The sequence below is a fragment of the Corynebacterium kalidii genome, assembly GCF_022869005.1.
In the GTDB taxonomy this organism is placed as follows: Bacteria; Actinomycetota; Actinomycetes; order Mycobacteriales; family Mycobacteriaceae; genus Corynebacterium; species Corynebacterium kalidii.
Genome location: NZ_JALIEA010000013.1, coordinates 143,799 through 166,489 on the forward strand (window position 1 = coordinate 143,799; position 22,691 = coordinate 166,489).

Sequence of the window (22,691 nt, forward strand, 5' to 3'; positions counted from 1 at the left end):
CAGCGTCGCGCCCGTAGCTCAACGGATAGAGCATCTGACTACGGATCAGAAGGTTGGGGGTTCGAATCCCTCCGGGCGCACGCTTTTCTTGAACCGCCCCCGGCAGTCGTCGGGGGCGGTTTTCGCGTGTCGGCCGTCAGCGGGGCACGTCGTACACGAGTTTGACCACACCGTTCGGGTAGCTCTCCGACGTGCGGAGCCGGAGCCGGCGGGCCGGGCGGTCGTCCCGGTTGAACAGGCTTTTCCCGGCGCCCAGGAGCACAGGGAAGACCAGCAGGTTGTACTGGTCGATCAGGTCGGCGTCCGCCAGTGACCGGGCGAGTGTGGCGCTGCCGTGGATGAACACCGCGCCGCCGTCCTGCTCCTTGAGGGAGGCGACGTCGGCGGTGGACGACAGGATGGTGGTCTCGCCCCAGCCGGAGACGGTCCGGCTCTCGTCCAGGGTCGTGGACACGACGTATTTCGGCAGGTCCCGGTACTCGGCGTGGTCGGGGGAGTCCCGCCATACCGGGGCGAAGGCCTCGTAGCTGCGGCGGCCGAGCATCATCGCCGACGTCTCCTCCAGCTCCTCGGCCTTCAGCGCGAACGCCTCGGGTATGTAGTCGGTCTCCATGACCCAGCCGCCGCTCGGGTGGCCTTCGGCGGTGGACCCGGGGGAGTCCACGACGCCGTCGAGGGACATGAACGCGGTGTACACCAGTCTTCTGGCCATGGCGGGGACACTCCTTTCAGTGGTGGGTGGTGAGGATCACAGTTTAGCCTGACATGGTGTGGTCCGCCTGTTACCGTCGCGGCATGGCCACCTTCACCACCCTGATCACCGGCGCGAGTTCCGGGCTCGGCGCCGAACTCGCACGCCAGTCCGCCGACCTCGGCCACGACCTCGCCCTCTGCGCGCGGAGGACGGGGCGGCTCGACGAGCTCTCCGCCGAGATCACCGCGTCCCGCCCCGGCGTCACGGTGCGCACCTACACGCTGGACGTCACCGACCCGGACGCGGTGCGCGACGTCTTCCGGCGGGCCGACGCCGACGCCGACGGCGGGCTCGACCGCATCGTCGTCAACGCCGGGCTGGGCAAGGGGCGCACGATCGGGTCCGGGCATCCGGAGGCGAACCGGGAGACCGCCACCACGAACGTCCTCGGCGCGTTGGCGCAGACCGAGGCGGCGATGGAGATCTTCCGCGCGAAGGACGCCGGGCACCTCGTCCTGCTGTCGTCGGTCTCCGCCCTGCGCGGCAACCGCCGGGCGCTGACCACCTACGGCGCCACCAAGGCGTTCGTGGCGAACATGGGGGAGGGGTTGCAGGCGGAGCTGGCGGCCGCCGGCAGTCCCGTCGACGTGACCGTGCTGTTCCCCGGGTACATCCGTTCGGAGATGACCGCCCAGGCGGAGGGCAGGACCCCGCTGCTGGTGGACACGCGGACAGGGGTCCGTTCCATGGTGGCCGCGATCGAGGGGCGCAAGCGCCGGGCGCTCGTCCCGGGGTGGCCGTGGCGTCTCGTCGGCCCGGTGCTGAAGGTGCTCCCGCTGCGGCTCCTGTCCCGGGTCACCTAGGGTCCTGAAACGGGGTTCCACCAGGTGCTTTGTCGCTTCGCCGGCCGGCGTGTAGGCTATAGTCTCGTTGCAGAGATGCAACGGCGCGCCCGTAGCTCAACGGATAGAGCATCTGACTACGGATCAGAAGGTTGGGGGTTCGAATCCCTCCGGGCGCACGCTTTTCTCGACAAGGAACCCCCGGTTCGCACACGGTGCGACCCGGGGGTTCCTCTCATGTCCGGGGCGTGAACTTCGCCGCGGTGCGGATGAAACCACCGATGACGTCGGGCCACCGGGCCACCTGGTACGGGGAGTCGGCGGTCATCAGCCGGGAGCCGGGCAGCAGCGCATGCAGTTCCTCGGCGACGGCCACCGGGTGCGCGGGGTCACCGGTCCACGCCAGGATCAGCGTCGGGACGCGTCGTTCGCCGAGGGCGGCGATCCGCGACCGGGACGGCAGGTCGTTGCCCGCCGCACCACGGAACACCGTCGGCAGCAGCGCCTCCGGGACGTCCGGCAGGGTGAACGGGACGTCCGGGTCGCGTGCCGGGGGAGCGGGTTCGGCCCGCGTGGTGTCCGCGTAGGCGGCGAGTCCGTGCTCCTCGACGAACCGTGCGGAGCGTTCGTAGATGCCGGCCCGGTTGCCGCGCAGTTCCCAGGCGGTGGGCGGGATGCACAGGGTCATCGAGGCGTAGGTCGCCCCCGCCGCCGCGGACGTCAGGATCGTCGCCGCCCCCATCGACTGGCCGACGGCGTGGACGGGGGCGTCCGGCGAGTAGTCGTCGACGATGCGCTCCAGGTCCCTGGCCAGCGACGGCCACCGGTAGGCCGCGGGGTGCGCGGGCCCCGGTGACCGCCCGTGTCCGCGGGCGTCGTAGCGGAGCACCCGCAGACCGTCCTGACCTGCGGTGAGGTCGAGTCCGAGGGCGACGTCACGGGCGCGGCTGGACGTCAGCCCGTGGAGCTGCACCACCGGGGTACCGTCGGTGGGGCCCCAGACGTCGTGGCTGAGGGGTATGGAACTGGGGGGTATGGAACTGGGGGGTGTGGAGGTGTCGGTCAGGCGACTCATGGTGGACATCCGTACGTAATCCCGCGGCCCTATCGTCCGTGGGTATGAGACTGACAACTGTAGCCGCGATGGAGCTGCCCGCAGGGCAGGTCCACGTGTTCGACATGACCGTGGCCGTGTCCCCGGACCCGGCGCACCCGACGGCGGCGTCCTTCGACCAGGCCCGGCACGCCGCCGCGGGCACCCGGCCCGGCACCTGGATGGCCGTCGCCTTCGTCGTGCCGCCGGTGGGCCGCGGACGCCTCGCCGAGGCGTGGCACCGCCTGGTGCAGCGTCACGGGACGCTGCGCACGGTACTGCGGGACGACGGCGACGGGATCAGGGTCCACCCCGTGGCGGTCACCGGCGGACGGTGGCGGCACGTCGGCGACGGGGCGGACGACCCCCGCGCCGTCCTGCGCCGGGTCTTCGACCGGGCCTGCGCGCCCTTCGCCGCACCGTCGCACCGGCTGGCGGTCGTGGAGCACGCCGACGGTACCTGCACGGCGGTGATCGGGCTGGACCACAGCCACACGGACGCCTGGTCGCTGCTGGTCCTGGTGCGCGACATGCTCGCCGCACTCGGTGGTGCCGGTGGTGCCGGTGACCTGCCGCCGGTGCCGTCCTTCGCCGCGCACACCCGCGCGCTGGAGGCGCTCCCACCGGCGCCGGACCACGTCCGGGACCGGTGGCGGGGGATCATGGACCGCGGCGACGGCGGGATGCCGGTCTTCCCGCTGAGCCTCGGCGACGTCTCGGAACCCCGGGACGAGGTGGTCGAGGTCATCGACGTGCTCGACGCCGCAGGGCTGGGGCGGCTGGAGCAGGTCGCGGCGCGTCGGGGCGTCCGGCTGCTGCCGTTGACGGTCAGCGTCCTGACGCAGGTCAACCGGGACATGCACGCCGGTGCACTGCGCGCGGTGTTCCCCGTCCACTCCCGCCGCGGTCCGGCGGACGACCCGGACCGGTGGGCGGGGTCGGTCGGGTGGTTCATCACCAACTCGGTGCTGGAGTGCGACTCCACCGACCCGCAGGCCTGTGCCACGGCGGTCCGTGACGCGGTCGCCCTGGGGGCGTACCCGTTGGCGCCCTTGCTGCGGCCGTGGGGAGGGATGCCGGCGACACCGGGGATGTTCGCCCTGTCGTGGCTGGACAACCGGCGGTTGCCGGTGCAGGTGCCGACGGAGGCCCGTCCGCGGCATGTCTCGGCGTGCATCCGGACGGACGGGGTGATGGCGTGGTTCGTCCTCAACGACGACGGGATGCACCTGCGGGTGCGCTGCCCGGACACCCCGTCGGCGGTGGCGAATGTCGGCGAGTGGGCCCGCCGGGTGGCCGCGGGGTTGCGTGCGGCCGGTTCAGACGACGCCGTTCTCGTAGGCGAAGACCACGACCTGCGCCCGGTCGCGTAGCCGCAGCTTCTGCAGCACGTTGCGGACGTGGGTCTTCACGGTCTCCTCGGAGATGAACAGGGCGGTGGCGATCTCGGCGTTGGAGCGTCCGGTGGCGATCTGTTCGACGGTCTCGCGTTCCCGCGGCGTCAGCGACGCCAGTTCGGGTGGGTCGCGGCGTGGCGGGGTCCGTGGTGACCGGGCGACGGCGTCGGCGATGAGCCGGCGGGTGACGGTCGGCGCGAGCAGCGCCTCGCCGGTGACCGAGAGCCGCACGGCGCGGGCGAGTTCGTCGGCGGGGGCGTCCTTGAGCAGGAACCCGGAACAGCCGATGCGCAGGGCCTCGTAGACGTAGTCGTCGAGGTCGAAGGTGGTGAGCATGATGATCCGCGGGGCGGGGTCCAGGCCGAGCGACAGGATCCGCCGGGCGGCCTCGAGCCCGTCCATCACGGGCATGCGCACGTCCATGAAGACCACGTCGGGGCGCAGGCGGGTGACCTGGTCGACGGCCTGGGCACCGTCGGCGGCGTCCCCGACCACGGTGACGCCGTCGCGGGAGTTGAGCAGGGCGGCGAACCCCTGGCGGACCATCGCCTGGTCGTCGACGACGAGAACGGTGCTGTCGGTCATGTCGCTCACGTTACCGGGTGGTCACCGGGACGCCCGCGGTGACGGTGAACCCGCCGTCCGCGGCGGGCAGGGCGGTGAAGCTGCCGCCGACGGCGCGCACCCGGGCGGACATGCCCTGGATCCCCGCCCCGCCGCTGTGCTCCGGGGGGACGATGGCGTCGCTGGCGGCCGGGCCGTTGTCCACGGTGAGCGTGACCCAGCCGTCCTCCACCGTGAGGTCGACGAGCACCCGGCTGCCGGGCGCGTGGCGTGAGGCGTTCGACAGGCACTCCTGCAGCACCCGGTGCAGGACGACCCCGGTGGTGTCGTCGAGTGAGGACACCGCCAGGTCGAGGCTCTGCGCCGGCCAGCTCACGTCCATCCCGGCGCGGCGTGCGGCCTGCAGTGTCGGGCCGATCTGGTCGGCGCCGACCGGGGTGGTGTCGCCGGTCTCGGCGTCGCTGCGCAGCACGCCGAGCAGTTCGCGGACCTGGTTGAGTGCCTCGCGGGCGGTGTCGGACAGTGAGTCGAACTCCGCGTGGATCGCCGGGGTGACGCCCTGCAGCCGGTAGGGGGCGGACTGGGACTGCACGACGATCATCGACATCTGGTGGGCGACGACGTCGTGCAGGTCCCGGGCCAGGCGGTTGCGTTCCTCGGCCATGACCCGCATCTCGGACTGTTCGCTGGTGCGGGTCTCTTCACGCCGCAGGTCCCGTCGGGAGGCCAGCAGCCAGCGCAGCAGCAGGAACACCACGGTCCATACCGCGGTGCCCACGATCCATCCTCCGATGACCTCAGCGGGGTTGGTGAGCATCAGCGCCAGGGTGCCGACCACCGCGACGGCCACGGCGTTGCGTGGGCCGCGCAGCACCACGACCGCCAGGGTGAAGGCCAGTGCGAGGTGGAAGGGGACCGGCCAGCCGAGTGCGAAGTCCATGTTGTAGCGGAACGGCACACTCACCAGGCAGGCCAGCGCCACCGTCAGCCACGACGACCAGGGCCGCCACAGTGACGCCAGCACCGGCCATGTGCCCGCGGCAGCAACCAACGGAACGACTGCCACGCGGAACGGGGACGTGGCGGTGAAGAACTCATGGGTAACGAAATACGTGGGCCAGGCGACGGCGAAGAGGATCGCCGTGAAGACGACCACGAGGAACAGGACGAGCGGAGGAACGCCGGCATGGGCTGCACCACGGTTCACCGCGCTCTGTACCGGACGGACCACCGGGGTCAGACGGGACATCCGGGAGGTGCGGGTCGGGGAGGCCGGGTTCTTCGTGCGTCTCATGGTGGGAGACGCTAGTCGGTGTGCCGGTGGCCCGGATCCCCCTGGAGAGGGAGATCGACAATCACCCTGCAGGGGGATCCCCGCGGCGGGTGCCGGTTCCTAGCGTTCCGGGCCATGAACCCCATGACGTCACGCCGAAGAATCCTCACCGCCGTCTGTGCCACCGTGGTCGCCGCCGCACTGGTCGTGCCGCCGGCCGGGTCGGCGGCGCCTGCCGGGCCACGGGGTGGTGGACCCGTCGGTGCCGTCGCGGCGGCGGAGACCCTCGCCGCCGGTGGCACCGGGAGGTCCTACTTCCCGGACGCCCTCGTCGCCGAACTCGGCTACCGGCCGGGCACGCACGACGGATACGCCGAGAACCCGGACGGGGACTGCTCGTCGCCGGTGCCGTTGCCGGACTCGTTCGAACCGGCGTGCCGGACCCACGACCTGGGCTACGACCTGCTGCGGGTCGCTCACCGGATCGGGGAGCCGATCCCGTCGGGCACCCGCCGGGCGTTGGACCGGCGGATGGCGGCGCAGATGCGGGCGTCCTGCACCGACAACGGGTGCCGGGTGATGGCCGCGGTGGCGCACACCGCCGTGGCGGCGAACACGCTGCGTCAGCGCAACGGTGCCCCGGTGGAGGAGTGGTTCCCGTGGTGATGCAACTGGACGCGGCGACACCGGGCCCGGCGCCGGAGGAGACGCCCCGGCCACGGCGGCGGTGGGTGGTCGTGCTCGTCGCGCTCATCCTGTGGCAGGCGGTGGGTCCGCTCGGCGGGGCGCTGTGGTGGGTCTTCGACGAGGGGCCGCTGCGGCAGCAGCCCCGCGACGTCCTCACCGAGGCGTCCCCGGTCGGGGCGGTGCGGGTCTTCGGCGACCACCCCGGGCAGGACGTCGGCCGTGCCGCGCGGGAGACCGTCGACGACCTCGTCGCCGCCGGTGGGTTGGCCCGGGACGTGGTGGTGGTCGCCCTGCCGACCGGCTCGGGGTGGGTCGACCCCGTCCAGGTCGAGGCAGTGGAGGCGTGGGCGGGCGGCGACGTGGCCACGGTGTCGGTCCGGTACGCCCGCACCCCCTCGGCGGTGGCGTACCTGATGCGGCCCGACCTCGCCGAGGACTCGGCGACGGCGCTGCTGCAGGAGGTCGTCGACCGCGTCGCCGGGCTGCCGGAGACCCGGCGTCCGGACGTGGTGGTGCAGGGGCAGAGCCTCGGCGTGGCGGCGGGCACCGCTGCGGTGCAGCGACTTGCCACCCCGGGGGAGTCGGCGGTGTCGGCGCAGTTGTGGCAGGGGCGTCCCGGGACCGTGGACGCCCCGGCCGCCGACCGGTGCACCGTCGACCGGGTCAACGACGACGACCCGGTGGCACGCCTGGACCTGCGGTTGCTCGCCTCCCCGGTGGTGGCGGCGCGGGTGCTGGCGGACCTGCCGGGCTCGGCGTCGACGACGCCGGGGACGCGGCACAGCTACCGGCCCGTCCTCCCGCCGCGCGAGTGCCTTACACTGAATGCGAGCAGAGAATTTCAGGGAAGCGTAAGGGGATGACAGTGGCCGACAATGCTGGCGATGGCGACAATGACGGCTATGGCGGCTGGGGCCGCCGGGCCGACGAGGACTCCACCCGCGCGTTCCGTCCCGCCCCGGGCGGCGGGAACCCCTACCCGCAGTGGGGGCAGGCCGCCGGCGGCCAACCCGACTGGGGCCAGGCGCCGACTCCGCCTACCCAGCCCGCCCCGCCGCAACCCACCCCGCCGCCGGGACGCAGGGCCGGCGGGGTCCTGCTGGTCCTGATCCCGGTGCTGATCATCATCCTGGTCGTCGCCGTGCTGGTCTGGAAGTGGGACGACCTCTTCGGCGGCTCCGACGGCTCCGACGGGGCCACCGCGCCGACGGCCACCAGCCAGGCGCCGACCGCCGGGGCCGGCGGGGAACAGACCACCGGGGACGCCCCCTCGGAGACCAGCAGTGCCGCACGCCCCGACCGCGCGGACCTGCCGTCCGGGGCGGAACCGGTCAACGCCGCGGCCCGTAACGACGAACCCACCGGCAACTTCAACTCCGTCTACAAGTCACCGCCCGTCGGCGGCAGCTACACCAGCGACGACTTCGCCCAGGCCGTCCGCGACGCCTTCGTCGAGGCCTACCTCGACGACCGGGAGACCGACCAGACCCTCGACGTCCGCAGCCCCGTCACCGGGGACAGCTACCGGATGACCTGCACCGACGAGGGAAGCTACGTCCACTGCGCCGGAGGGAACAACGCGAATGTCTACATTGCGTGACCGGACGGGACGCACCGGCGCCGCCGCAGCTGCCGCAGCGGCGGTCCTGCTGCTCACCGGGTGCGTCATCGGCGAGGTCGACCGGCCGGGGGAGACCACCGCCACGGGCACGGCCGACACCACGGCCAGCACCACGAGCAGTATCGCGGGCGGCACCGCACCGTCACCGACCACCACCGCACCGGACGCGCCCGACGCCGGTGCCGACATCGACGTCGCCGAGACCGGCGGCAGCGTCGGCGTCGCGCTGCTCGACGACGGGGCCCTGCGCACCGGTGGTTCGCTGGCCGACCTCGCCGACGCCGCCTGGTCCACCAGCAAAGTGCCGCTGTCCATCGCCGCGCTGAACGCCGCGCCGGGTGACGACGCCCTCGTCGGGCAGATGAGGCAGGCGATCACCGTCTCCGACAACGCCGCCGCCGAGGCCCTCTGGGGCTCTCTCGGCGACCCGGGGCAGGCCGCCGCCGCGGTACAGGACGTCCTGCGCGCCGGGGGCGACACGACCACCACCGTGCCCGCCGAGAGACGCCGCGCCGAGTTCAGCGTCTTCGGGCAGACCACCTGGACCCTCGACGACCAGGTCACCTTCGCCGCGGGACTGCGCTGCATCCCCGGCTCGGAACCGGTCCTCGAGGCGATGGGGCAGGTCAGCCCCGCCCAGTCCTCCGGGCTGGGGCAGTTCGACGGCGCCCGCTTCAAGGGCGGCTGGGGCCCCGACACGGACGGCACTTACCTGCTGCGCCAGTTCGGGCTGGTGCCCGCGGAGGACGGCACGACGGTCCCCGTCGCCGTGGCCGTCACCGCAGACGACGGGACCTACGAATCGGCGCAGCGGGTGCTCGACGCGGCCGTCACGTCGGTACGCGACACCGTCACCGGTGCTCACGGTGAGGCGGCCGACGGCGACTGCTGAAAACGCCACGACGTGGGCTAGTGTCGATGGCTGTGGTACGCAGGAGAACAACAGGAACGCATCACCGGGCCGCGGAGACCCAGACGAACCCGCTCAGCCTGTGGGTCGTCGGTGGACTGCTGCTGGCCATCCTGAGTGCGGCGGTGTTCCTCAACGGGCTCTCCGCCGACGACGGTGACGAGGCGGAACGCCGGCAACGCGCCCTCGAACAGGATGTCGCCGCATCGTCCGCACCGACCGCCGAGCAGGAGGCGGAGAGCATCCGGGTCGCCCTCGCCGCGGTCACCGACGAGATCGGCGCGGAGTTCGGTGTCACCACCGGGGCCACCATGCGTGCCGGCGGCGGGATCGTGCACGTCGGGGAACTGCAGGAGGCCCGCGCGCTGTCGTCGGTGAAGGTGCCGGTGTCCATCGCCGCGGTGCAGAAGAGCCTGCGGGACGGCCGCCCCGTCGAGGACCTGGTGCCGGACATCGACCGGGCCATCACCGTCTCCGACAACGACGCCGCCCTGCGGCTCTGGCAGACCCTCGGCGACGACGACGAAGCCGACGCGGCCGAACTCGGCGCGGTCCTGGGCCAGGGCGGCGACCCCACGGACACCACCGTGGACTGGAGCCGCGACGACTACGAGGGTTTCGGCGACATCGTCTGGACCCTCGACCACCAGGCCATCTTCGCCAACCAGATGGCTTGCGTGCTCGGCTCCGGGCAGGTGCTCGACGCGATGGGGCGGCTCTCCGACGAACACCGCACCGGGCTCGGGCAGCTCGAGGGAGCCCGGGTGAAGGGCGGCTGGGGTGACACCGCCGACGGCAGCTTCATCCTGCGTGAATTCGGGCTCGTCGGCCCCGTCGGCGCCCAGGTGCCCGTCGCCGTCGCGGTGATCCCCGAGGACGGGCAGGAGGAGACCGCACGGGCCGCCGTCAGCGAGATGGCCCGGCGGATCGCCCCGCTCGTCGACGAGGCGTCCGCCAACGGCGGCGCCGCCGAGTGCCAGGTGGGGTAGACGCCCCTCAGAACACGTCGATCCGGGCACCGAGGGTCTCGGCGTAGTGCAGCTGGTCCAGCCATCCCGGGGCGCCGGGCTGCACCCGGATGAGCGGCCGGTTGGCCGGGGTCTCGCGGGTCCGGCCGGCGAAGGCCTCGTACCGCAGGCGGGCGTCGTGACCGTCGTGTGCCATCGTACCGATGCCGTCGTCGGGGTCGGTCAGGGCGTCCCGCGCGGAGGTCAGCAGGGCGAGCGTCTCGTCCAGTGCCGTGACCAGGGCGTCCCGGTTGTTCTCGCACATCGCCTGCACCAGGTGCGGCGCGGTCCCCGCCACCCGGGTGCCGTCGCGGAAGCTCGTCGCCGCCAGGGACAACGCCAGCGCCCCGCCCCGGTCCGCGGTGATCGACAGGGCCTCGGCCACGACGTGCGGCAGGTGGGAGATCCGGGCCACCGCACTGTCGTGCGCGGCGGTGCGCGCCGGCACCACCACCGCACCGGTGGTCTCCGCCATCTCCACCACCCTGCGCCACACGTCCACCCACGCCGGGTCGTCCTGCGCGTTGTCGTGGGTGACCACCCACACCGCGTCGCGGAACAGGCCCACGGTGGTCGCGTCCCACCCGGAGTCCGCCGTCCCCGCCATCGGGTGGCCGCCGACGTAGCGTCCGGCCAGCCCGTGGGCGGTCACCGTCTCCAGCACGTCGCCCTTCACACTCACCACGTCGGTCAGCCCGCAGTCCGGGGCGTGCGCGGCGACCGCCTCCAGCAGCGTGGGCAGTGCGGGGACGGGGACGCCCAGCACCAGGAGCGCGTCCTGCGCCGCGGCGCGGTGCAACGTCGCCACCAGGTCGGTGGAGGCGTCGACACCGTCGGCGGTGGCGGCCTCCACCGTCGCCGTCGACCTGTTCCACCCGAACACCGGGCGGCCCGCCTCGCGCAGGTCGCGTACCAGGCTGCCGCCGATCAGGCCGAGGCCGAGGACACAGACCGGGCGGGGGGTGGGGGACAGGGGAGCGTTGTTCACCTTTCAAGTGTGGCACAGTGCGACTACGGTTAGCGACCATGAGTGGATTCGTCCTCGCAGCCGAACTCGCCGAGGGAGACACCGGCGGCGCGTCGTGGCGCCTGCGCGTCCTGGAGAAGAGCGTCCCCGACGGGCTGCGGCCCCTGCTGGCCGGGCTCGGACGGCTGCGTGCCGCCGGCGTGCTGCTCGGCGTCGTCTGCGTCGAGGACGACTGGTGCGCGCTGGTGCGCCCCGGCCCGCGTGGTCCCCAGCTGCTGCTCAGCGACGCCTCCGTGGTCGTCGAGGACGACGACGAACCCGGGATCGACCTTGCCCGGGACATCCTCGCCGAACTCGACGTGGACGGACCCACCGACGACGACATCGACAACGCCGACGACCCCGACGCCCCCTGGCCCGAGGGCGACTTCGACATCCTCGCCGACCTCGGCGTCAGCGAGCAGGTGCTTTCGGTGATCCTGGACGACGGGAACATGCTCGCTACCGAGCAGCTCATGCGCGTCGCCGAGGAGCTCGGCTTCGACGACGACCTCGCCGACGTCCTCGACGGTCTCGGGTACACCGGGTGGGAGTGACCGGCACCGGGCTGCCCCGCCCCCTCCGCGACGTCCGCGACGACGCCCTGATGCGACGGGCGCTCACCGTCGCCCGTTCCACACCGCAGGTCGACGTCCCCGTCGGCGCCGTCGTCCTGGGCCCCGACGGGCGGGAACTGGCCTGTGCCACCAACCGTCGGGAGTCCGACGCCGACCCCACCGCACACGCCGAGGTGCTCGCCCTCCGCGCCGCGGCGCGGGCCCACGGCGACGCATGGCGGTTGGAGGACTGCACCCTCGTCGTCACCCTGGAGCCCTGCGCCATGTGCGCCGGCGCGGCGGTCGGCGCCCGGGTCGGACGCATCCTCTTCGGTGCCCGTGAACCACGCACCGGGGCGTGCGGTTCGGTGGTCGACGTGGCCCGGGAGTCTCCGCTGCACACCGTCGCGGTCCGTGGCGGTGTGCTGTCACACGAGTGCGAGGTCCTGCTCAGCGACTTCTTCCGCCGACGGCGCTGACCGGCTATCCTGGAGTGCGTCCGAGCACGATCCCAGTCGACGTCCCTCACGGAGGATGAGCATCATGGATATCGGTGGAATGGCCGACAAGGCCAAGAAGGCCGTCAACGACAACCGCGACCAGGTCGAGAAGAAGGCCGGCGAGGCCATCGACAAGGTCGTCGACGGCGACAAGGCGGACAAGGCGAAGGGTGCACTGAAGAGCGGACTCGACAAGCTCTCCGGCAGCTGACGACCGGCGTTTTGCCGGTTGGGCCGCAGGTGATGTAGCCTAGTCCGCGGTGGCGTGACCGAGCGGCCGAAGGTACTCGCCTCGAAAGCGAGCGTCGTGTAACAGCGACCGGGGGTTCAAATCCCTCCGCCACCGCCACAGGAACCCTCCCGGGACACCGGGAGGGTTCTTCTCGTTGCTGTGGATCCGCTGCGAACAGGGCGTATGCGGCGGAGGCAGGGCCGCAGAAGGACTAGGATTGTCTCTCGCACTGTGCTCCTACGTGGAAGGCTGACCTCTCCGTGGCTCTTTTCCTGTTCCGACTCGGCCGGTGGTCCTACCTGAGGCGGTGGCTCGTCATCGGGATCTGGGCGGTGCTGCTCGCCGCGGTCGGCGGTGGGTCGATGGTGCTGCAGAAGGGCTACAACGACGTCTTCAGCATCGACGGCGTGCCGTCCCAGCACGCCACCGAGATGCTCATGGACGAGTTCCCCGGCACCGACAACCCCGCCGAAGCGGCGGACGTCAACCTCGTCTTCCAGGCCCCGGAGGGGGAGAAGCTCAGCGACGAGAAGTACATGGGCGTCCTCGACGAGGTCGTCGCCGCCGTCCGCGCCAACGTCGAGGACTTCGGCGACGACTCGTCCTTCGGCAACCCGGTCGTCTACAACGACGAACAGTCCCGGACGGTCATCGACACCTCCACCGAGATGGGGCTGCCCCGGGCGGTCGCCGAGGCCGACGCCGCCAACGTCGCCACACTCAGCCCCGACGGGCGGACCGGCACCACCTCCTTCGGTTTCGATGTGGACCTGCCCGCGGACGTCACCCCGGCCGACAAGGACGCCGTCAACGACGCCCTCGACATCGCCCGCGACGCCGGGCTGAAGGCCGAGGCCGGCGGCGCCGGCTTCGGCGACCCCATCGTCATCGAACCGATCAGCGAGGCCGTCGGCCTGCTGGCGGCCTTCATCATCCTGTTCATCACCTTCGGCTCCCTCATCGCCGCCGGCATGCCGCTGATCAGCGCCGTCGTCGGTGTCGGCCTCGGCGCGCTGGGCATCACCGGCGCCACCGCCCTCGCCCCGCTGAACAACATCACCCCGGTGCTGGGCATCATGCTGGGCCTCGCCGTGGCCATCGACTACGCCCTGTTCATCATGAGCCGCTACCGCGACGAACTCCGGCACGGACGGTCCAGACCCGACGCGACGGGCCTGGCGGTCGGCACCGCGGGATCCGCGGTGGTCTTCGCCGGGCTGACCGTGATCATCGCGCTGGTGGGGCTGCGCGTCGCCGACATCGAGTTCCTCACCTACATGGGCTACGCCGCCGCGGCCACGGTGCTGCTCTCCGTCCTCGTGGCGCTCACCCTGGTGCCCGCCCTGTTCGGCGCCTTCGGCGACCGGGTGTTCCGGAAGGACGCCGCGACCGGTGCGAAGGTGCGCGGGGGCATAAGCCTCGAGGAGGCCGACGCCGCGGTGGCGGAGCGTCGCGCCCGCCGCCGGCACGGGAAGAAGGCACGTCGGGCGCCGTCATCCGGGACGTCGGCAGGGACGTCGGCGGGGACCCGGTGGGTCCAGCTGGTCCACCGTGCACCCGGCGGCTTCCTGCTGGTCGTGGTCGTCTCACTGGTCCTGCTGACCCTGCCGGCGATGAACCTGCAGCTCTCCCTGCCGTCCGACAAGACCTCCCCGGTGGACAGCACACAGCGGCAGTCCGCGGAGATGCTGGAGGAGGGGTTCGGGCCGGGACGTAACTCGCCGTTCCTCGTCATCGTGAACACCGACGACGTGGACCCGGACTCCGCCGCCCTGTCACCACTGGTCTCCGCCGGCATCGAGCCCGCCCAGGCCGCGTTCGTCACGGTGAAGGACCGGCTCGGCAACAACGTGGGCGTGAAGCACGCCCAGCTCATCGGCGCGTCCGAGGACGGCTCGACCGCGCAGATCCTCGTCACCCCGGAGACCGGCCCGACCGACGAGCGCACCGCCCAGCTGATCCAGCAGCTCCGGTCGCAGCAGCAGGTGCTGGAGGACGAGACCGGCGTGGACATGGGCATCACCGGCCTGGTCCCCATCCAGCAGGACGTCACCGACCGGCTGTCCGACGCCATGCCCGTCTACCTCGCCCTGGTCGTCGGCCTGGCCCTGGTACTGCTGCTCATGGTCTTCCGCTCGCTGATGGTGCCGGTGATGGCCGCCGCCGGGTTCCTGCTCTCCGTCGGCGCGGCCTTCGGTGTGACCGTCCTGTTCTGGCAGGAGGGGCTCTGGGGCCTGATCAGCTCACCTGGCCCGCTGATCAGCTTCATGCCGATCTTCCTCATCGGCGTCACCTTCGGCCTGGCGATGGACTACCAGGTGTTCATCGTCTCGCGGATGCGGGAGCGGTTCACCCTGCACAGTCACGAGGCGGCGAAGACCAGCAGGTACAACGCCGTCGAGGACTCCGTGATCGGCGGGTTCGGGCTGGGTGCGAAGGTCGTCACCGCCGCGGCGCTGATCATGATCTGCGTCTTCGCCTCCTTCATCGCCCAGCCGCTGCCGTTCATCCAGATCTTCGGGTTCGCCCTGGGCGTCGGCGTGCTGTTCGACGCCTTCTTCATCCGCATGACCCTGATCCCCGCGCTGATGTTCCTCTGCGGGCGCGCCACCTGGTACATGCCGCGGTGGCTGGACCGCATGCTCCCCTCCGTGGACGTCGAGGGTGCCAAGCTCGAGGACGCCTACGCCACCGGGAAGGTCCGGCGGATGGAGGACTGACACCGGTCAGTGGATCTTCCCCGGGTTCTGCTGGACCTGGATCCCGCCGATCCGCCCGTCGCCGGTGAGTTCGAGGGAGACCACCCTGGTCATGTCGGTGGAGACGGCGTGCAGGGCCGGGCCGGCCACGGTGTGGACGACCGACACCCGGGGCATCCCGTACTTTCCGACCAGACCGGTGAGGAACCGGGTGACCCGGTCGGCGCCGTACACGGGGTTACGGGCCGCCCGCGAAAGACCACCGGAGTCGGTCCACAGGACGCACCCCTCCGACAACTGTTCGACGAGGCTGCCGAGGTCGCCGGCGTCCAGGGCGGTGGCGAGCGCGTCCAGGGTGGCCCGGTCGACGAGCCGTGGCGCCGGGTCGGTCTCCTCTCCGTGGGGTCCGGCGAGTGTGGCGCGTGCCCGGCGCAACCGCTGGCGGGTGGCCGCCGGGGTGCTGCCGACGACCCCGGCGATCTCCTGGTGGGACATGTCCGCGACCTCGGCGAGGACGAGGATCACCCGGTCCACCGGGCGGAGCTCCTGGAGGATCCGGACGAACGCCAGGTCGACGCCTTCCCCGAGGACGACGCGGTCGGCGGTGTCCGCGACGACGACCTCGGGGAGCCATGGCCCGGTGTAGGTCTCGCGGCGTTTCGCCGCGGTCGTCGCCGCGTCGAGGGACAGGCGGGAGACCACCACCGTCAACCAGGCCGGCACGTCCTGCGGTTCCTGCGCCGTACCGGTGACCCGGTGCAGGCGCAGCCACGCCTCCGAGACGGCGTCTTCGGCGTCCTCCCAGGTGCCGAGCACGGTGTACGCCAGGCCGAGCAGACGGGGGCGTTCCCGGGTCCAGGTCGGGGTGGTCGTCATTTCTGCGAGAGTACGCCGAGCCGGTTCCACATGTTGATCGCCGCGATCTCGCTGATCAGCGCGCCGGTGGTCTTCTCCCCGAAGTGTTCGACCACCTGTTCCTGCAGGGCCACGTCGAAGTCGGCGTCCTCGCTGAGCCTGGTGCCGGCCGTGGTGAAGGCCAGGACGAGGTTGTCGGACGTGCTGAACCGGGTGTCGGTGCCGTCCGGTGTCCAGTCGCGGACCGCGTCGATCCAGTCCTGGCCGAAGTCGTGCTTCAGTGCCTCGTCGGAGTGCATCCCGATACAGAAGCTGCAGCTGTTGAGGAAGGACGCGCGCAGCTCGACGAGCAGCCGGGTCCGACGGTCGAGGCCGCTGCGGGCGGCGAATTCGAAGGCCCCCGCCGCGGCGTAGGTACGTTTGTGGGTCTTCATCAGGTCGAGGTGGGTCATGGTCGTCTCCTTACCGTGGGGTGAGCCGGATGTCCCAGGGAAGACGAGATCAGCAGTGTATCCGTGACAAGTCGCAGGTCAGCGGTTATGTAAGGGTGGTGAGAACTCCACCGTCCGCCCGCAGTGCGGCACCGTTGATCGCGGACGACCGAGGGCTGGCGAGGAAGGTCACGAGGTCGGCGACCTCCTCGGGTTCGATAAAGCGTTGCAGCAGTGAGGTGCCCGGCACCATGTCCTGCTTCAGGTCGTCCGTCGGCACCGCCTGTGCCGAGGCGATTGCCTCCACGACGTGTGCCACGCCGTCCGAGTATGTCGGTCCGCCGAGGACGGTGTTGACGGTGACACCGGTGCCACGGGTCAGTTTCGCCAGCCCGTTACTCACGGCCAGCGACGCAGCCTTCGTTGCCCCGTAGTGGATCATGTCACCGGGTACGTTCACTGCCGACTCCGTGCCGATGAAGATCACGCGGCCCCAGTTCCGGGTAAGCATGCCGTCCAGCAAGCCGCGCGCCAGACGCACGCCACTCATCAGGTTGACATCGACGTATCGTTGCCATTCTTCGTCGCCGGTCGCCATGAAGGGACGGACGTCGAACTGTCCGACGTTGTTCACGAGGACATCTACGGCGCCGAGGTCGACGAGCAGTGACTGCACGGCCTCTGTGACGGAGAGGTCGGCTGTGATGCCGGATACCCGTGAGTTTGGAGCGTCAGCCTGCAGTTTCGTGACGGCGTACTCCACGCGGGCCGGCTCACGGCCATTGACCACGACGTCTGCTCCTTCGGCAGCGCAGGCGGATGCCACGGCAAAGCCGATTCCCTGGGTTGATCCGCTGATGAAGATACGTTTTCCGGTGAGTCGAAGATCCATGGTGTCCCGTCGTCCGATGTTTAATTTCCTAGGAAAGTGAATGCTACGTCCGATCACTTTCCCGTTCAAGTAAGTGCGTAGGATGGTGCCATGCCCGAGACATTCGACCGCACTGAACTCGAGACATGGGCGTCGTTGGCAACGCTCCTGGAGTGGTTGCCTGCGGCGCTCGATGAACAGATGCAACGGGACTCCGGGATCAGCCACTTCGAATACGGGATCCTCTACGCGCTCTCGCAGGCCGAGGAGTCCACGCTCCGGATGAGCCAGCTCGCTGACTACGCCAACAGCACACTGTCACGGTTGTCACGGGCGGTAGCCAGGTTGGAGAAACGGGAGTGGGTGTCCCGCATGCCTGATCCGTCGGACGGTCGTGTCACCGTAGCTACTCTGACGGCTGCCGGGAAGAAGGCGGTGGGTGCTGCGGAGCCCGGCCACGTCGCCCTCGTCCGGCGCCTCGTCTTCGATGCCTTGACGGACACCCAGGTCTCGCAGCTCTCCGAGATCACCCGGCAGATCACCGGCACGATACGCGAGGGTCAGGGCTGGCGCCCGCGCAGCTCCGGGGGAGTGTCGGCGTAGTAGCGGCCGAGGAACTCGTCGCGGTACTCCTCGAAACGGCCCTCCTCGATGGAGGCCCGGATATTGCGGGTCAGCGTCGCCATGAAGTGGATGTTGTGCAGGGTGCACAGGGTGCCCGCCAGGAACTCCTTCGCCCGCAGCAGGTGGTGGATGTACGCCCGGGTGTAGTTCTCGCACACGTACCCGCCCAGTTCGCCGTCGACGGGGATGAAGTCACGGCGGTGGCGGCCCGCCATCAGGTTCAGGCGTCCGTCCAGCGTGTACACCCCGCCACGACGCGCCAGCCGGGTCGGTGCCACGCAGTCGAAGGTGTCCGCGCCCGCCGCGATCGCGGTGAACAGGTCGTCCGGCTCCGAGATCCCCAGCATGTGACGGGGCTTGTCCTCCGGCAGCTCGTCGCAGACCCAGCCGGTGATCGTCCCGAGGTTCTCCTTCTCTAGGGCGCCGCCGATGCCGAACCCGCCGAACCCACGGCGTCCGGCGTCCTCCGCCTCCCGCGACAGCTCCACCAGGCCCCGCGCCGCCTGTCGTCGCAGGTCCTCGTACTGGGCCCCCTGCACCACACCCCACAGGGACTGCAACGGCCGGTGACTGCGCTCGACGGTCAACCGGTCGTGCTCCACGAGGCAGCGTCGCGCCCACCGGTGCGTCCGTTCCACCGACTCCTCCTGGTAGCGGCGCGTGTCCACCAGCGTGGTCAGCTCGTCGAAGGCGAACATGATGTCCGCACCCAGCCCGTGCTGGATCTGCATCGACTTCTCCGGGGTGAACCGGTGCGTCGAGCCGTCGATGATGCTGCGGAAGTCCACGCCGTCCTCGTCCACCAGGGCCATGCGTTCCTTCTTCGCCGCCCGGATGTCGCCCTCGGTGAGGTCCGCGACGTCCATCGCCAGCACCTTCTTGAACCCGACACCCAGGCTCATCACCTGGAACCCGCCGGAGTCGGTGTAGGTCGGGCCGTGCCAGTTCTCGAACGCCGCGACCCCGCCTGCCGTGTCCACGATGTCCTCACCCGGCTGCAGGTACAGGTGGTAGGCGTTCGACAGCATCGCCTCCGCACCGGTGGACCGGACCTGTTCGGGCGTCAGCGTCTTCACCGTCGCCTTCGTGGCGACCGGGATGAACGCCGGGGTGTGGATGTCACCGTGCGGTGTGTGGATCACCCCCGTGCGGCCGTGGACAGGTGCGCCGTCGACGGAACCGACCCGGGTGCCGAGGTCGAAGGTCGTGTCCTGCGCTGCAGGGGCCGGGGAGACGGCGGGCTCAGTCATGGTCGGTCATTCTATCCGACCTCCCCGGCAACCTGTGTGCCGCTGACAGGTTCCGCCGCTACCCTCGGCGGGCGGACACTACCGTACCTCCCAAGGAGAAGCCTCCATGACCACTGCACGTCAGATCGTCCTCGCCAGCCGCCCGCACGGGGCGCCGACCGCGGAGAACTTCCGCACCGAGGAGATCACCCTGCCGCAGGTCGGCGACGGGGAACTCGAACTGAAGGTCACGTACCTCTCCCTCGACCCCTACATGCGCGGCCGGATGAGTGCCGCGAAATCCTACGCCGAGCCGGTGCCCGTCGACGGCGTGATGCAGGGCGAGACCGTCGCCGAGGTGACCGTGTCACGCCACCCCGACTTCGAGGTCGGCGACCTCGTGCGCGCCCACACCGGGTGGTGCACCCACGCCGTGGTCCCCGCCGACCGGGTCCGGACCCTGCAGACCCACGGCGCCCCGGCGACCGCCGCCCTCGGCGTCCTGGGCATGCCCGGGTTCACCGCCTACGCCGGGATGACGGTCATCGGCCGGCCGAAGAAGGGAGAGACCGTCGTCGTCGCCGCGGCGTCCGGCCCCGTCGGCTCGATGGTCGGACAACTCGCCCAGCTCGCCGGGGCCCGCGCCGTCGGCATCGCCGGCGGCCCGCGCAAATGCGCCTTCGTCCGGGACGAACTCGGTTTCGACGCGGTGGTGGACCACCGTGACCCCGACTTCGCCGCGCAGCTCGCCGAGGCCTGCCCCGACGGCGTGGACGTGTACTACGAGAACGTCGGCGGTACGGTGTGGGACGCAGTCCTGCCGCTGCTGAACACGTTCGCCCGCGTGCCGGTCTGCGGCCTGGTGGCCCAGTACAACGCCACCGGTACCGGCGACAGTGACCGCCTGCCGGCCACCATGGGTGCGGTCCTGGCGAAGAGCCTGCTGATCCGCGGGTTCATCCAGAACGAGTTCGCCGACGAGTACTACCCGCAGTTCCTCGCCGAGATCGGGCCAAAGGTCGCCGACGGCACCATCGCCTACCGCGAGGACATCGTCGACGGCTTCGACAACGCCCCCGAGGCGTTCATCGGGCTGCTCGAGGGGAAGAACTTCGGCAAGCTCGTCGTGAAGGTCAGCTGAGTCAGGGGCTGTCCCTGCTGCCCCGGCCACCCGCCAGCCCGCCGAACAGCGCATACGCCAACGGCAGCAGCGACAGCACCATCATCGTGGTGCCCACGGTCTGCGCGGCCCCGCCGTCACCACCGCGCAGCACCGCGCCACCGACGACCAGCCCGACGAAGACGATCGCCGCGACCACGCGCACCGCCGCGCGCTCCAGGCGCTTGAGCTGGCGTTCGACCTGTGGTGTGTTGACCGACAGGTCGCCGCTCTCGATCATGGTGATCGCCGTGTCCAGGCGGTGGGGCAACCGCCCCAGCACCCGGACCGTGGCCGCCGTCGTGCCGATGGCGCGGTGCGCCAGGTCCTTCGCCGAGGCCCCGGCACGCTCCCGGACCAGCCGGGCGGCGAACGGCTCCACCGAATCCCAGATGTTGAACGAGTGGTCCAGGGTGGAGCACAGCCCGGACAGCATCGACACCGCCCGCATGATCAGCAGGAGGTTCTCCGGCAGCTGGAACGGCATCGAGCGGATCACGTCCCGGAACCGCGCGGCGAAGTCCTCGAACTCGCGGGGGTCGACACGCTGCAGGTCCATGACCCCCATCCCGCCGAACCGGGCGAACAGCTCGGTCACCGCCACCTGCAGTTCAGCGGTGTCCGCGGTGGGCAGCACCACCCCCAGGCGCTGCATCGCGGTGACCATGCCCGGGCCGTCCTGCATGCCCACGGCCACCACCAGGTCCTGGAGCCGCGACTTGAGCTCGTCGTCCACGGTGCTGGTCATCCCGAAGTCGATGAAGGTCAGGCGGAACCCGCCGGGGCCGCGGGAGGCGTCCGGGGTGACGAAGATGTTCCCGGGGTGCGGGTCGGCGTGGAAACGGCCGGTCACGAACAACTGCGTGAACATCGACTCGGCGAGCGTCGCCGCCACCCGCGACGGGTCGACACCGGCGGCGCGCAGGGCGTCGACGTCGCTGACCTTGACCGCCGTGACGTCCTGCAGGGTCAGGACGCGCCGGGTGCTGCGTTCCCACACGACGGCGGGGGCGTCCACGCCGGGGTCGGCGTCCGGCCCGGAACGGAAACCGGTGAGGAAGGCGTCGGCCTCCGCCGCCTCGTGCAGGTAGTCGATCTCCTCGTAACTGGTGCGGGCGAACTCCTCCACCAGCGCCGGGACGTCCGCGCGGGCGGCGATGAACCGGATCCGCGACAACCACCCGGCGATACGCCGCAGCGCGGCCAGGTCCACCTCGACGATGTCGGCGATACCCGGACGCTGGATCTTCACCACCACGTCCCGGAACCCGACGTCCGCGGCGTCCTGTGCCCGCAGCGTGGCCTTGTACGCCTGCCCCAGGGACGCCGCCGCCAACGGTTCCGGGCGGACGTCGTCGAACGCCCGCGACAGCGGCATGCCGAGCTCGTCCTCCGCCAACGAGACCATCGCCGCGGCGTCCTCCGCGGGCACCTTGTCCTGCAGCTCGGCGAGCTCCCCGGTGACCGACGTCGGCAGGATGTCGATACGGGTCGACATGAACTGGCCGACCTTGATCATCAGCCCGCCGAGCCCGGTGGCCAGCACCCGGAACCGGGCGGCCGCACGGACGAACCGGCGTTCCTGCCCACGGCGGCTGAGTGCGCGCAGGCCGAGACGTGGCAGCACCAGCTCGAACCACCACATCTGCACCATCAGCCACAGGCCGAAGGCGGTGATGCGGCGGTAGCGGCGGCGGAGCTCCCGCCGCCCGGGGCGGTCAGGCCCCGTCGGAGCTGCCGGCACTGTCTGCACTGTCGGCCCCGTCGGCCCTGTCGGCCCCGTCGGCCCTGTCGGCCCTGTCGGCCCTGTCTGGATCGCCGTCCTCGGCGAGGATGCCGTAGATCCGGCGACGGGTCTCGTCGAGCAGCGAGGTGGCGCGACGGCGCTGGTCCTCGGTACCGCTGAGGGCGACCTGGTGCACCGCCTGAGCCAGTTTCACGCCCGCCTTCGGCAGCTCACCGCGGCCGTCGAACAGCCGGGTGAACGCCTCCCACGGTGCCGCGGCGGCCGGGGAGGCGTCCTCGGCGACCTCGCCCGCCTCGGCACGTCCTGCCTCGGTCAGGGTGTAGGTCCGCCGGCCGTCGCTCTCCTCCACGGTGGCCAGCCCCTCGTCGACGAGGAGCTGCAGCTCCGGGTAGACCTCGGCGGCCCCCGGTGCAGCGTCGCCGTCCTGCTCCGCGATCTCCCGGACGACCTGTCCGCCGTGGCGGGGGCCGTGGGAGAGGACGTCGAGGACCGCGGCGTGCACACTGCGGGCGGGCTGCTGCGGACGGTGCGGTTGCCGGGACCGGTGCAGTCGTCCGCCCTGGTCAGGGACGGGGACCTGGAAGGGCAGGTAGTCGCGTACGTTGTCGAGCAGGTTCCACAGTGCCTCGGGGTCCGGGGCGCCGTCGTATCGGTTCTGGTGAGGGTATCCCATGTCAGCGCCTCCCTGCGCCT

General features: G+C 71.1%; 24 protein-coding genes and 3 tRNA genes. 16 read left to right on the forward strand and 11 right to left on the reverse strand.

Annotation, left to right across the window (positions count from 1 at the left end; all coding sequences use genetic code 11):
• The first annotated feature begins 7 nt into the window (after nt 1-7).
• Nucleotides 8-80, forward strand: a tRNA-Arg gene (locus MUN33_RS08950).
• 56 nt (nt 81-136) lie between these two features.
• On the opposite strand, the gene MUN33_RS08955 is transcribed toward MUN33_RS08950, so the two are convergent.
• Nucleotides 137-712, reverse strand: a complete 576-nt coding sequence (locus MUN33_RS08955) for a dihydrofolate reductase family protein (protein WP_244804578.1) — start codon at nt 710-712, stop codon at nt 137-139.
• 83 nt (nt 713-795) lie between these two features.
• Here MUN33_RS08955 and MUN33_RS08960 point away from each other — a divergent pair, with 83 nt between their 5' ends.
• Entirely contained in the window at nt 796-1,557 is a 762-nt protein-coding gene (locus MUN33_RS08960; protein ID WP_244804579.1) for an SDR family oxidoreductase, read from the forward strand.
• Nucleotides 1,558-1,642: 85 nt separating this feature from the next.
• A tRNA-Arg gene (locus MUN33_RS08965) sits at nt 1,643-1,715 on the forward strand.
• A gap of 56 nt (nt 1,716-1,771) precedes the next feature.
• Here the strand turns inward: MUN33_RS08965 and MUN33_RS08970 are convergent.
• A complete protein-coding gene (locus MUN33_RS08970; protein WP_369414947.1) occupies nt 1,772-2,512 on the reverse strand; it encodes an alpha/beta fold hydrolase in 741 nt (246 codons plus the stop codon).
• Nucleotides 2,513-2,655: 143 nt separating this feature from the next.
• Between MUN33_RS08970 and MUN33_RS08975 the strand changes: the two genes are divergently transcribed.
• Entirely contained in the window at nt 2,656-4,002 is a 1,347-nt protein-coding gene (locus tag MUN33_RS08975; RefSeq protein WP_244804581.1) for a non-ribosomal peptide synthetase, read from the forward strand.
• Here MUN33_RS08975 and MUN33_RS08980 read toward each other — a convergent pair.
• Both MUN33_RS08980 and MUN33_RS08985 read right to left on the reverse strand, forming a co-directional pair.
• Nucleotides 3,949-4,611 carry a response regulator gene (locus MUN33_RS08980; RefSeq protein WP_244804582.1) on the reverse strand — a complete coding sequence of 221 codons (663 nt, stop codon included), beginning with the start codon at nt 4,609-4,611 and terminating at the stop codon, nt 3,949-3,951. The two genes, MUN33_RS08975 and MUN33_RS08980, sit on opposite strands and share 54 nt — an antisense overlap.
• Before the next feature lie 10 nt (nt 4,612-4,621).
• The gene (locus MUN33_RS08985) at nt 4,622-5,884 is read right to left on the reverse strand and encodes a sensor histidine kinase (protein ID WP_244804583.1); all 1,263 of its coding nucleotides are present in this window, start codon (nt 5,882-5,884) and stop codon (nt 4,622-4,624) included.
• A gap of 114 nt (nt 5,885-5,998) precedes the next feature.
• Between MUN33_RS08985 and MUN33_RS08990 the strand changes: the two genes are divergently transcribed.
• From MUN33_RS08990 to MUN33_RS09010, 5 genes are read left to right on the forward strand one after another with little or no spacing between them, the layout of a single operon-like run.
• Nucleotides 5,999-6,529: a hypothetical protein gene (locus MUN33_RS08990; protein WP_244804584.1), complete on the forward strand. Its 531-nt coding sequence runs from the start codon at nt 5,999-6,001 to the stop codon at nt 6,527-6,529.
• On the forward strand, nt 6,529-7,413 hold the full coding sequence (locus MUN33_RS08995; RefSeq protein ID WP_244804681.1) for an alpha/beta-hydrolase family protein: 885 nt from the start codon (nt 6,529-6,531) through the stop codon (nt 7,411-7,413). The genes MUN33_RS08990 and MUN33_RS08995 overlap by 1 nt, the downstream gene beginning before the upstream one ends.
• A 2-nt stretch (nt 7,414-7,415) precedes the next feature.
• A complete protein-coding gene (locus MUN33_RS09000; RefSeq protein WP_244804585.1) occupies nt 7,416-8,150 on the forward strand; it encodes a hypothetical protein in 735 nt (244 codons plus the stop codon).
• Nucleotides 8,134-9,063, forward strand: a complete 930-nt coding sequence (locus tag MUN33_RS09005) for a serine hydrolase (RefSeq protein WP_244804586.1) — start codon at nt 8,134-8,136, stop codon at nt 9,061-9,063. Before MUN33_RS09000 ends, MUN33_RS09005 begins: the two co-directional genes overlap by 17 nt.
• Before the next feature lie 26 nt (nt 9,064-9,089).
• Nucleotides 9,090-10,070, forward strand: coding sequence for a serine hydrolase (locus tag MUN33_RS09010; RefSeq protein ID WP_244804587.1), 981 nt, complete (start codon nt 9,090-9,092; stop codon nt 10,068-10,070).
• A gap of 7 nt (nt 10,071-10,077) precedes the next feature.
• Here MUN33_RS09010 and MUN33_RS09015 read toward each other — a convergent pair whose 3' ends face one another.
• Complete coding sequence (locus MUN33_RS09015; protein WP_244804588.1) at nt 10,078-11,076, reverse strand: prephenate dehydrogenase; 999 nt, start codon at nt 11,074-11,076, stop codon at nt 10,078-10,080.
• Between the two features lie 38 nt (nt 11,077-11,114).
• Between MUN33_RS09015 and MUN33_RS09020 the strand changes: the two genes are divergently transcribed.
• The 5 genes from MUN33_RS09020 to MUN33_RS09040 all read left to right on the forward strand — a co-directional run bounded on the left by MUN33_RS09020 (nt 11,115) and on the right by MUN33_RS09040 (nt 15,103).
• A complete protein-coding gene (locus tag MUN33_RS09020) occupies nt 11,115-11,651 on the forward strand; it encodes a tRNA adenosine deaminase-associated protein (RefSeq protein ID WP_244804589.1) in 537 nt (178 codons plus the stop codon).
• A 50-nt stretch (nt 11,652-11,701) separates the two neighbouring features.
• Nucleotides 11,702-12,130, forward strand: a complete 429-nt coding sequence (locus MUN33_RS09025; protein WP_244804682.1) for a nucleoside deaminase — start codon at nt 11,702-11,704, stop codon at nt 12,128-12,130.
• 64 nt (nt 12,131-12,194) lie between these two features.
• Nucleotides 12,195-12,362 carry a hypothetical protein gene (locus MUN33_RS09030; RefSeq protein ID WP_244804590.1) on the forward strand — a complete coding sequence of 56 codons (168 nt, stop codon included), beginning with the start codon at nt 12,195-12,197 and terminating at the stop codon, nt 12,360-12,362.
• Nucleotides 12,363-12,410: 48 nt separating this feature from the next.
• Nucleotides 12,411-12,500 (forward strand) — tRNA-Ser (locus tag MUN33_RS09035).
• A 143-nt stretch (nt 12,501-12,643) separates the two neighbouring features.
• Nucleotides 12,644-15,103, forward strand: coding sequence for an MMPL family transporter (locus MUN33_RS09040; RefSeq protein ID WP_244804591.1), 2,460 nt, complete (start codon nt 12,644-12,646; stop codon nt 15,101-15,103).
• Nucleotides 15,104-15,109: 6 nt separating this feature from the next.
• Here MUN33_RS09040 and MUN33_RS09045 read toward each other — a convergent pair whose 3' ends face one another.
• The 3 genes from MUN33_RS09045 to MUN33_RS09055 all read right to left on the reverse strand — a co-directional run bounded on the left by MUN33_RS09045 (nt 15,110) and on the right by MUN33_RS09055 (nt 17,260).
• The gene (locus MUN33_RS09045) at nt 15,110-15,958 is read right to left on the reverse strand and encodes a sigma-70 family RNA polymerase sigma factor (protein WP_244804592.1); all 849 of its coding nucleotides are present in this window, start codon (nt 15,956-15,958) and stop codon (nt 15,110-15,112) included.
• A complete protein-coding gene (locus MUN33_RS09050; RefSeq protein WP_244804593.1) occupies nt 15,955-16,389 on the reverse strand; it encodes a carboxymuconolactone decarboxylase family protein in 435 nt (144 codons plus the stop codon). The genes MUN33_RS09045 and MUN33_RS09050 overlap by 4 nt, the downstream gene beginning before the upstream one ends.
• Before the next feature lie 85 nt (nt 16,390-16,474).
• Nucleotides 16,475-17,260, reverse strand: coding sequence for an SDR family NAD(P)-dependent oxidoreductase (locus MUN33_RS09055; protein WP_255806704.1), 786 nt, complete (start codon nt 17,258-17,260; stop codon nt 16,475-16,477).
• Nucleotides 17,261-17,350: 90 nt separating this feature from the next.
• Here MUN33_RS09055 and MUN33_RS09060 point away from each other — a divergent pair, with 90 nt between their 5' ends.
• Entirely contained in the window at nt 17,351-17,842 is a 492-nt protein-coding gene (locus tag MUN33_RS09060) for a MarR family winged helix-turn-helix transcriptional regulator (protein ID WP_244804595.1), read from the forward strand.
• On the opposite strand, the gene tgt is transcribed toward MUN33_RS09060, so the two are convergent.
• The gene (gene tgt / locus MUN33_RS09065) at nt 17,800-19,113 is read right to left on the reverse strand and encodes a tRNA guanosine(34) transglycosylase Tgt (RefSeq protein ID WP_244804596.1); all 1,314 of its coding nucleotides are present in this window, start codon (nt 19,111-19,113) and stop codon (nt 17,800-17,802) included. The two genes, MUN33_RS09060 and tgt, sit on opposite strands and share 43 nt — an antisense overlap.
• Nucleotides 19,114-19,219: 106 nt before the next feature.
• Between tgt and curA the strand changes: the two genes are divergently transcribed.
• A complete protein-coding gene (curA, locus tag MUN33_RS09070) occupies nt 19,220-20,233 on the forward strand; it encodes an NADPH-dependent curcumin/dihydrocurcumin reductase (protein ID WP_244804597.1) in 1,014 nt (337 codons plus the stop codon).
• Between the two features lies 1 nt (nt 20,234).
• On the opposite strand, the gene MUN33_RS14165 is transcribed toward curA, so the two are convergent.
• Together MUN33_RS14165 and MUN33_RS09080 are read right to left on the reverse strand one after the other, a co-directional pair.
• A complete protein-coding gene (locus tag MUN33_RS14165; protein WP_369414948.1) occupies nt 20,235-21,995 on the reverse strand; it encodes an ABC1 kinase family protein in 1,761 nt (586 codons plus the stop codon).
• Nucleotides 21,970-22,671, reverse strand: a complete 702-nt coding sequence (locus MUN33_RS09080; RefSeq protein ID WP_244804598.1) for a PadR family transcriptional regulator — start codon at nt 22,669-22,671, stop codon at nt 21,970-21,972. Before MUN33_RS09080 ends, MUN33_RS14165 begins: the two co-directional genes overlap by 26 nt.
• Nucleotides 22,672-22,691 lie beyond the last annotated feature (20 nt).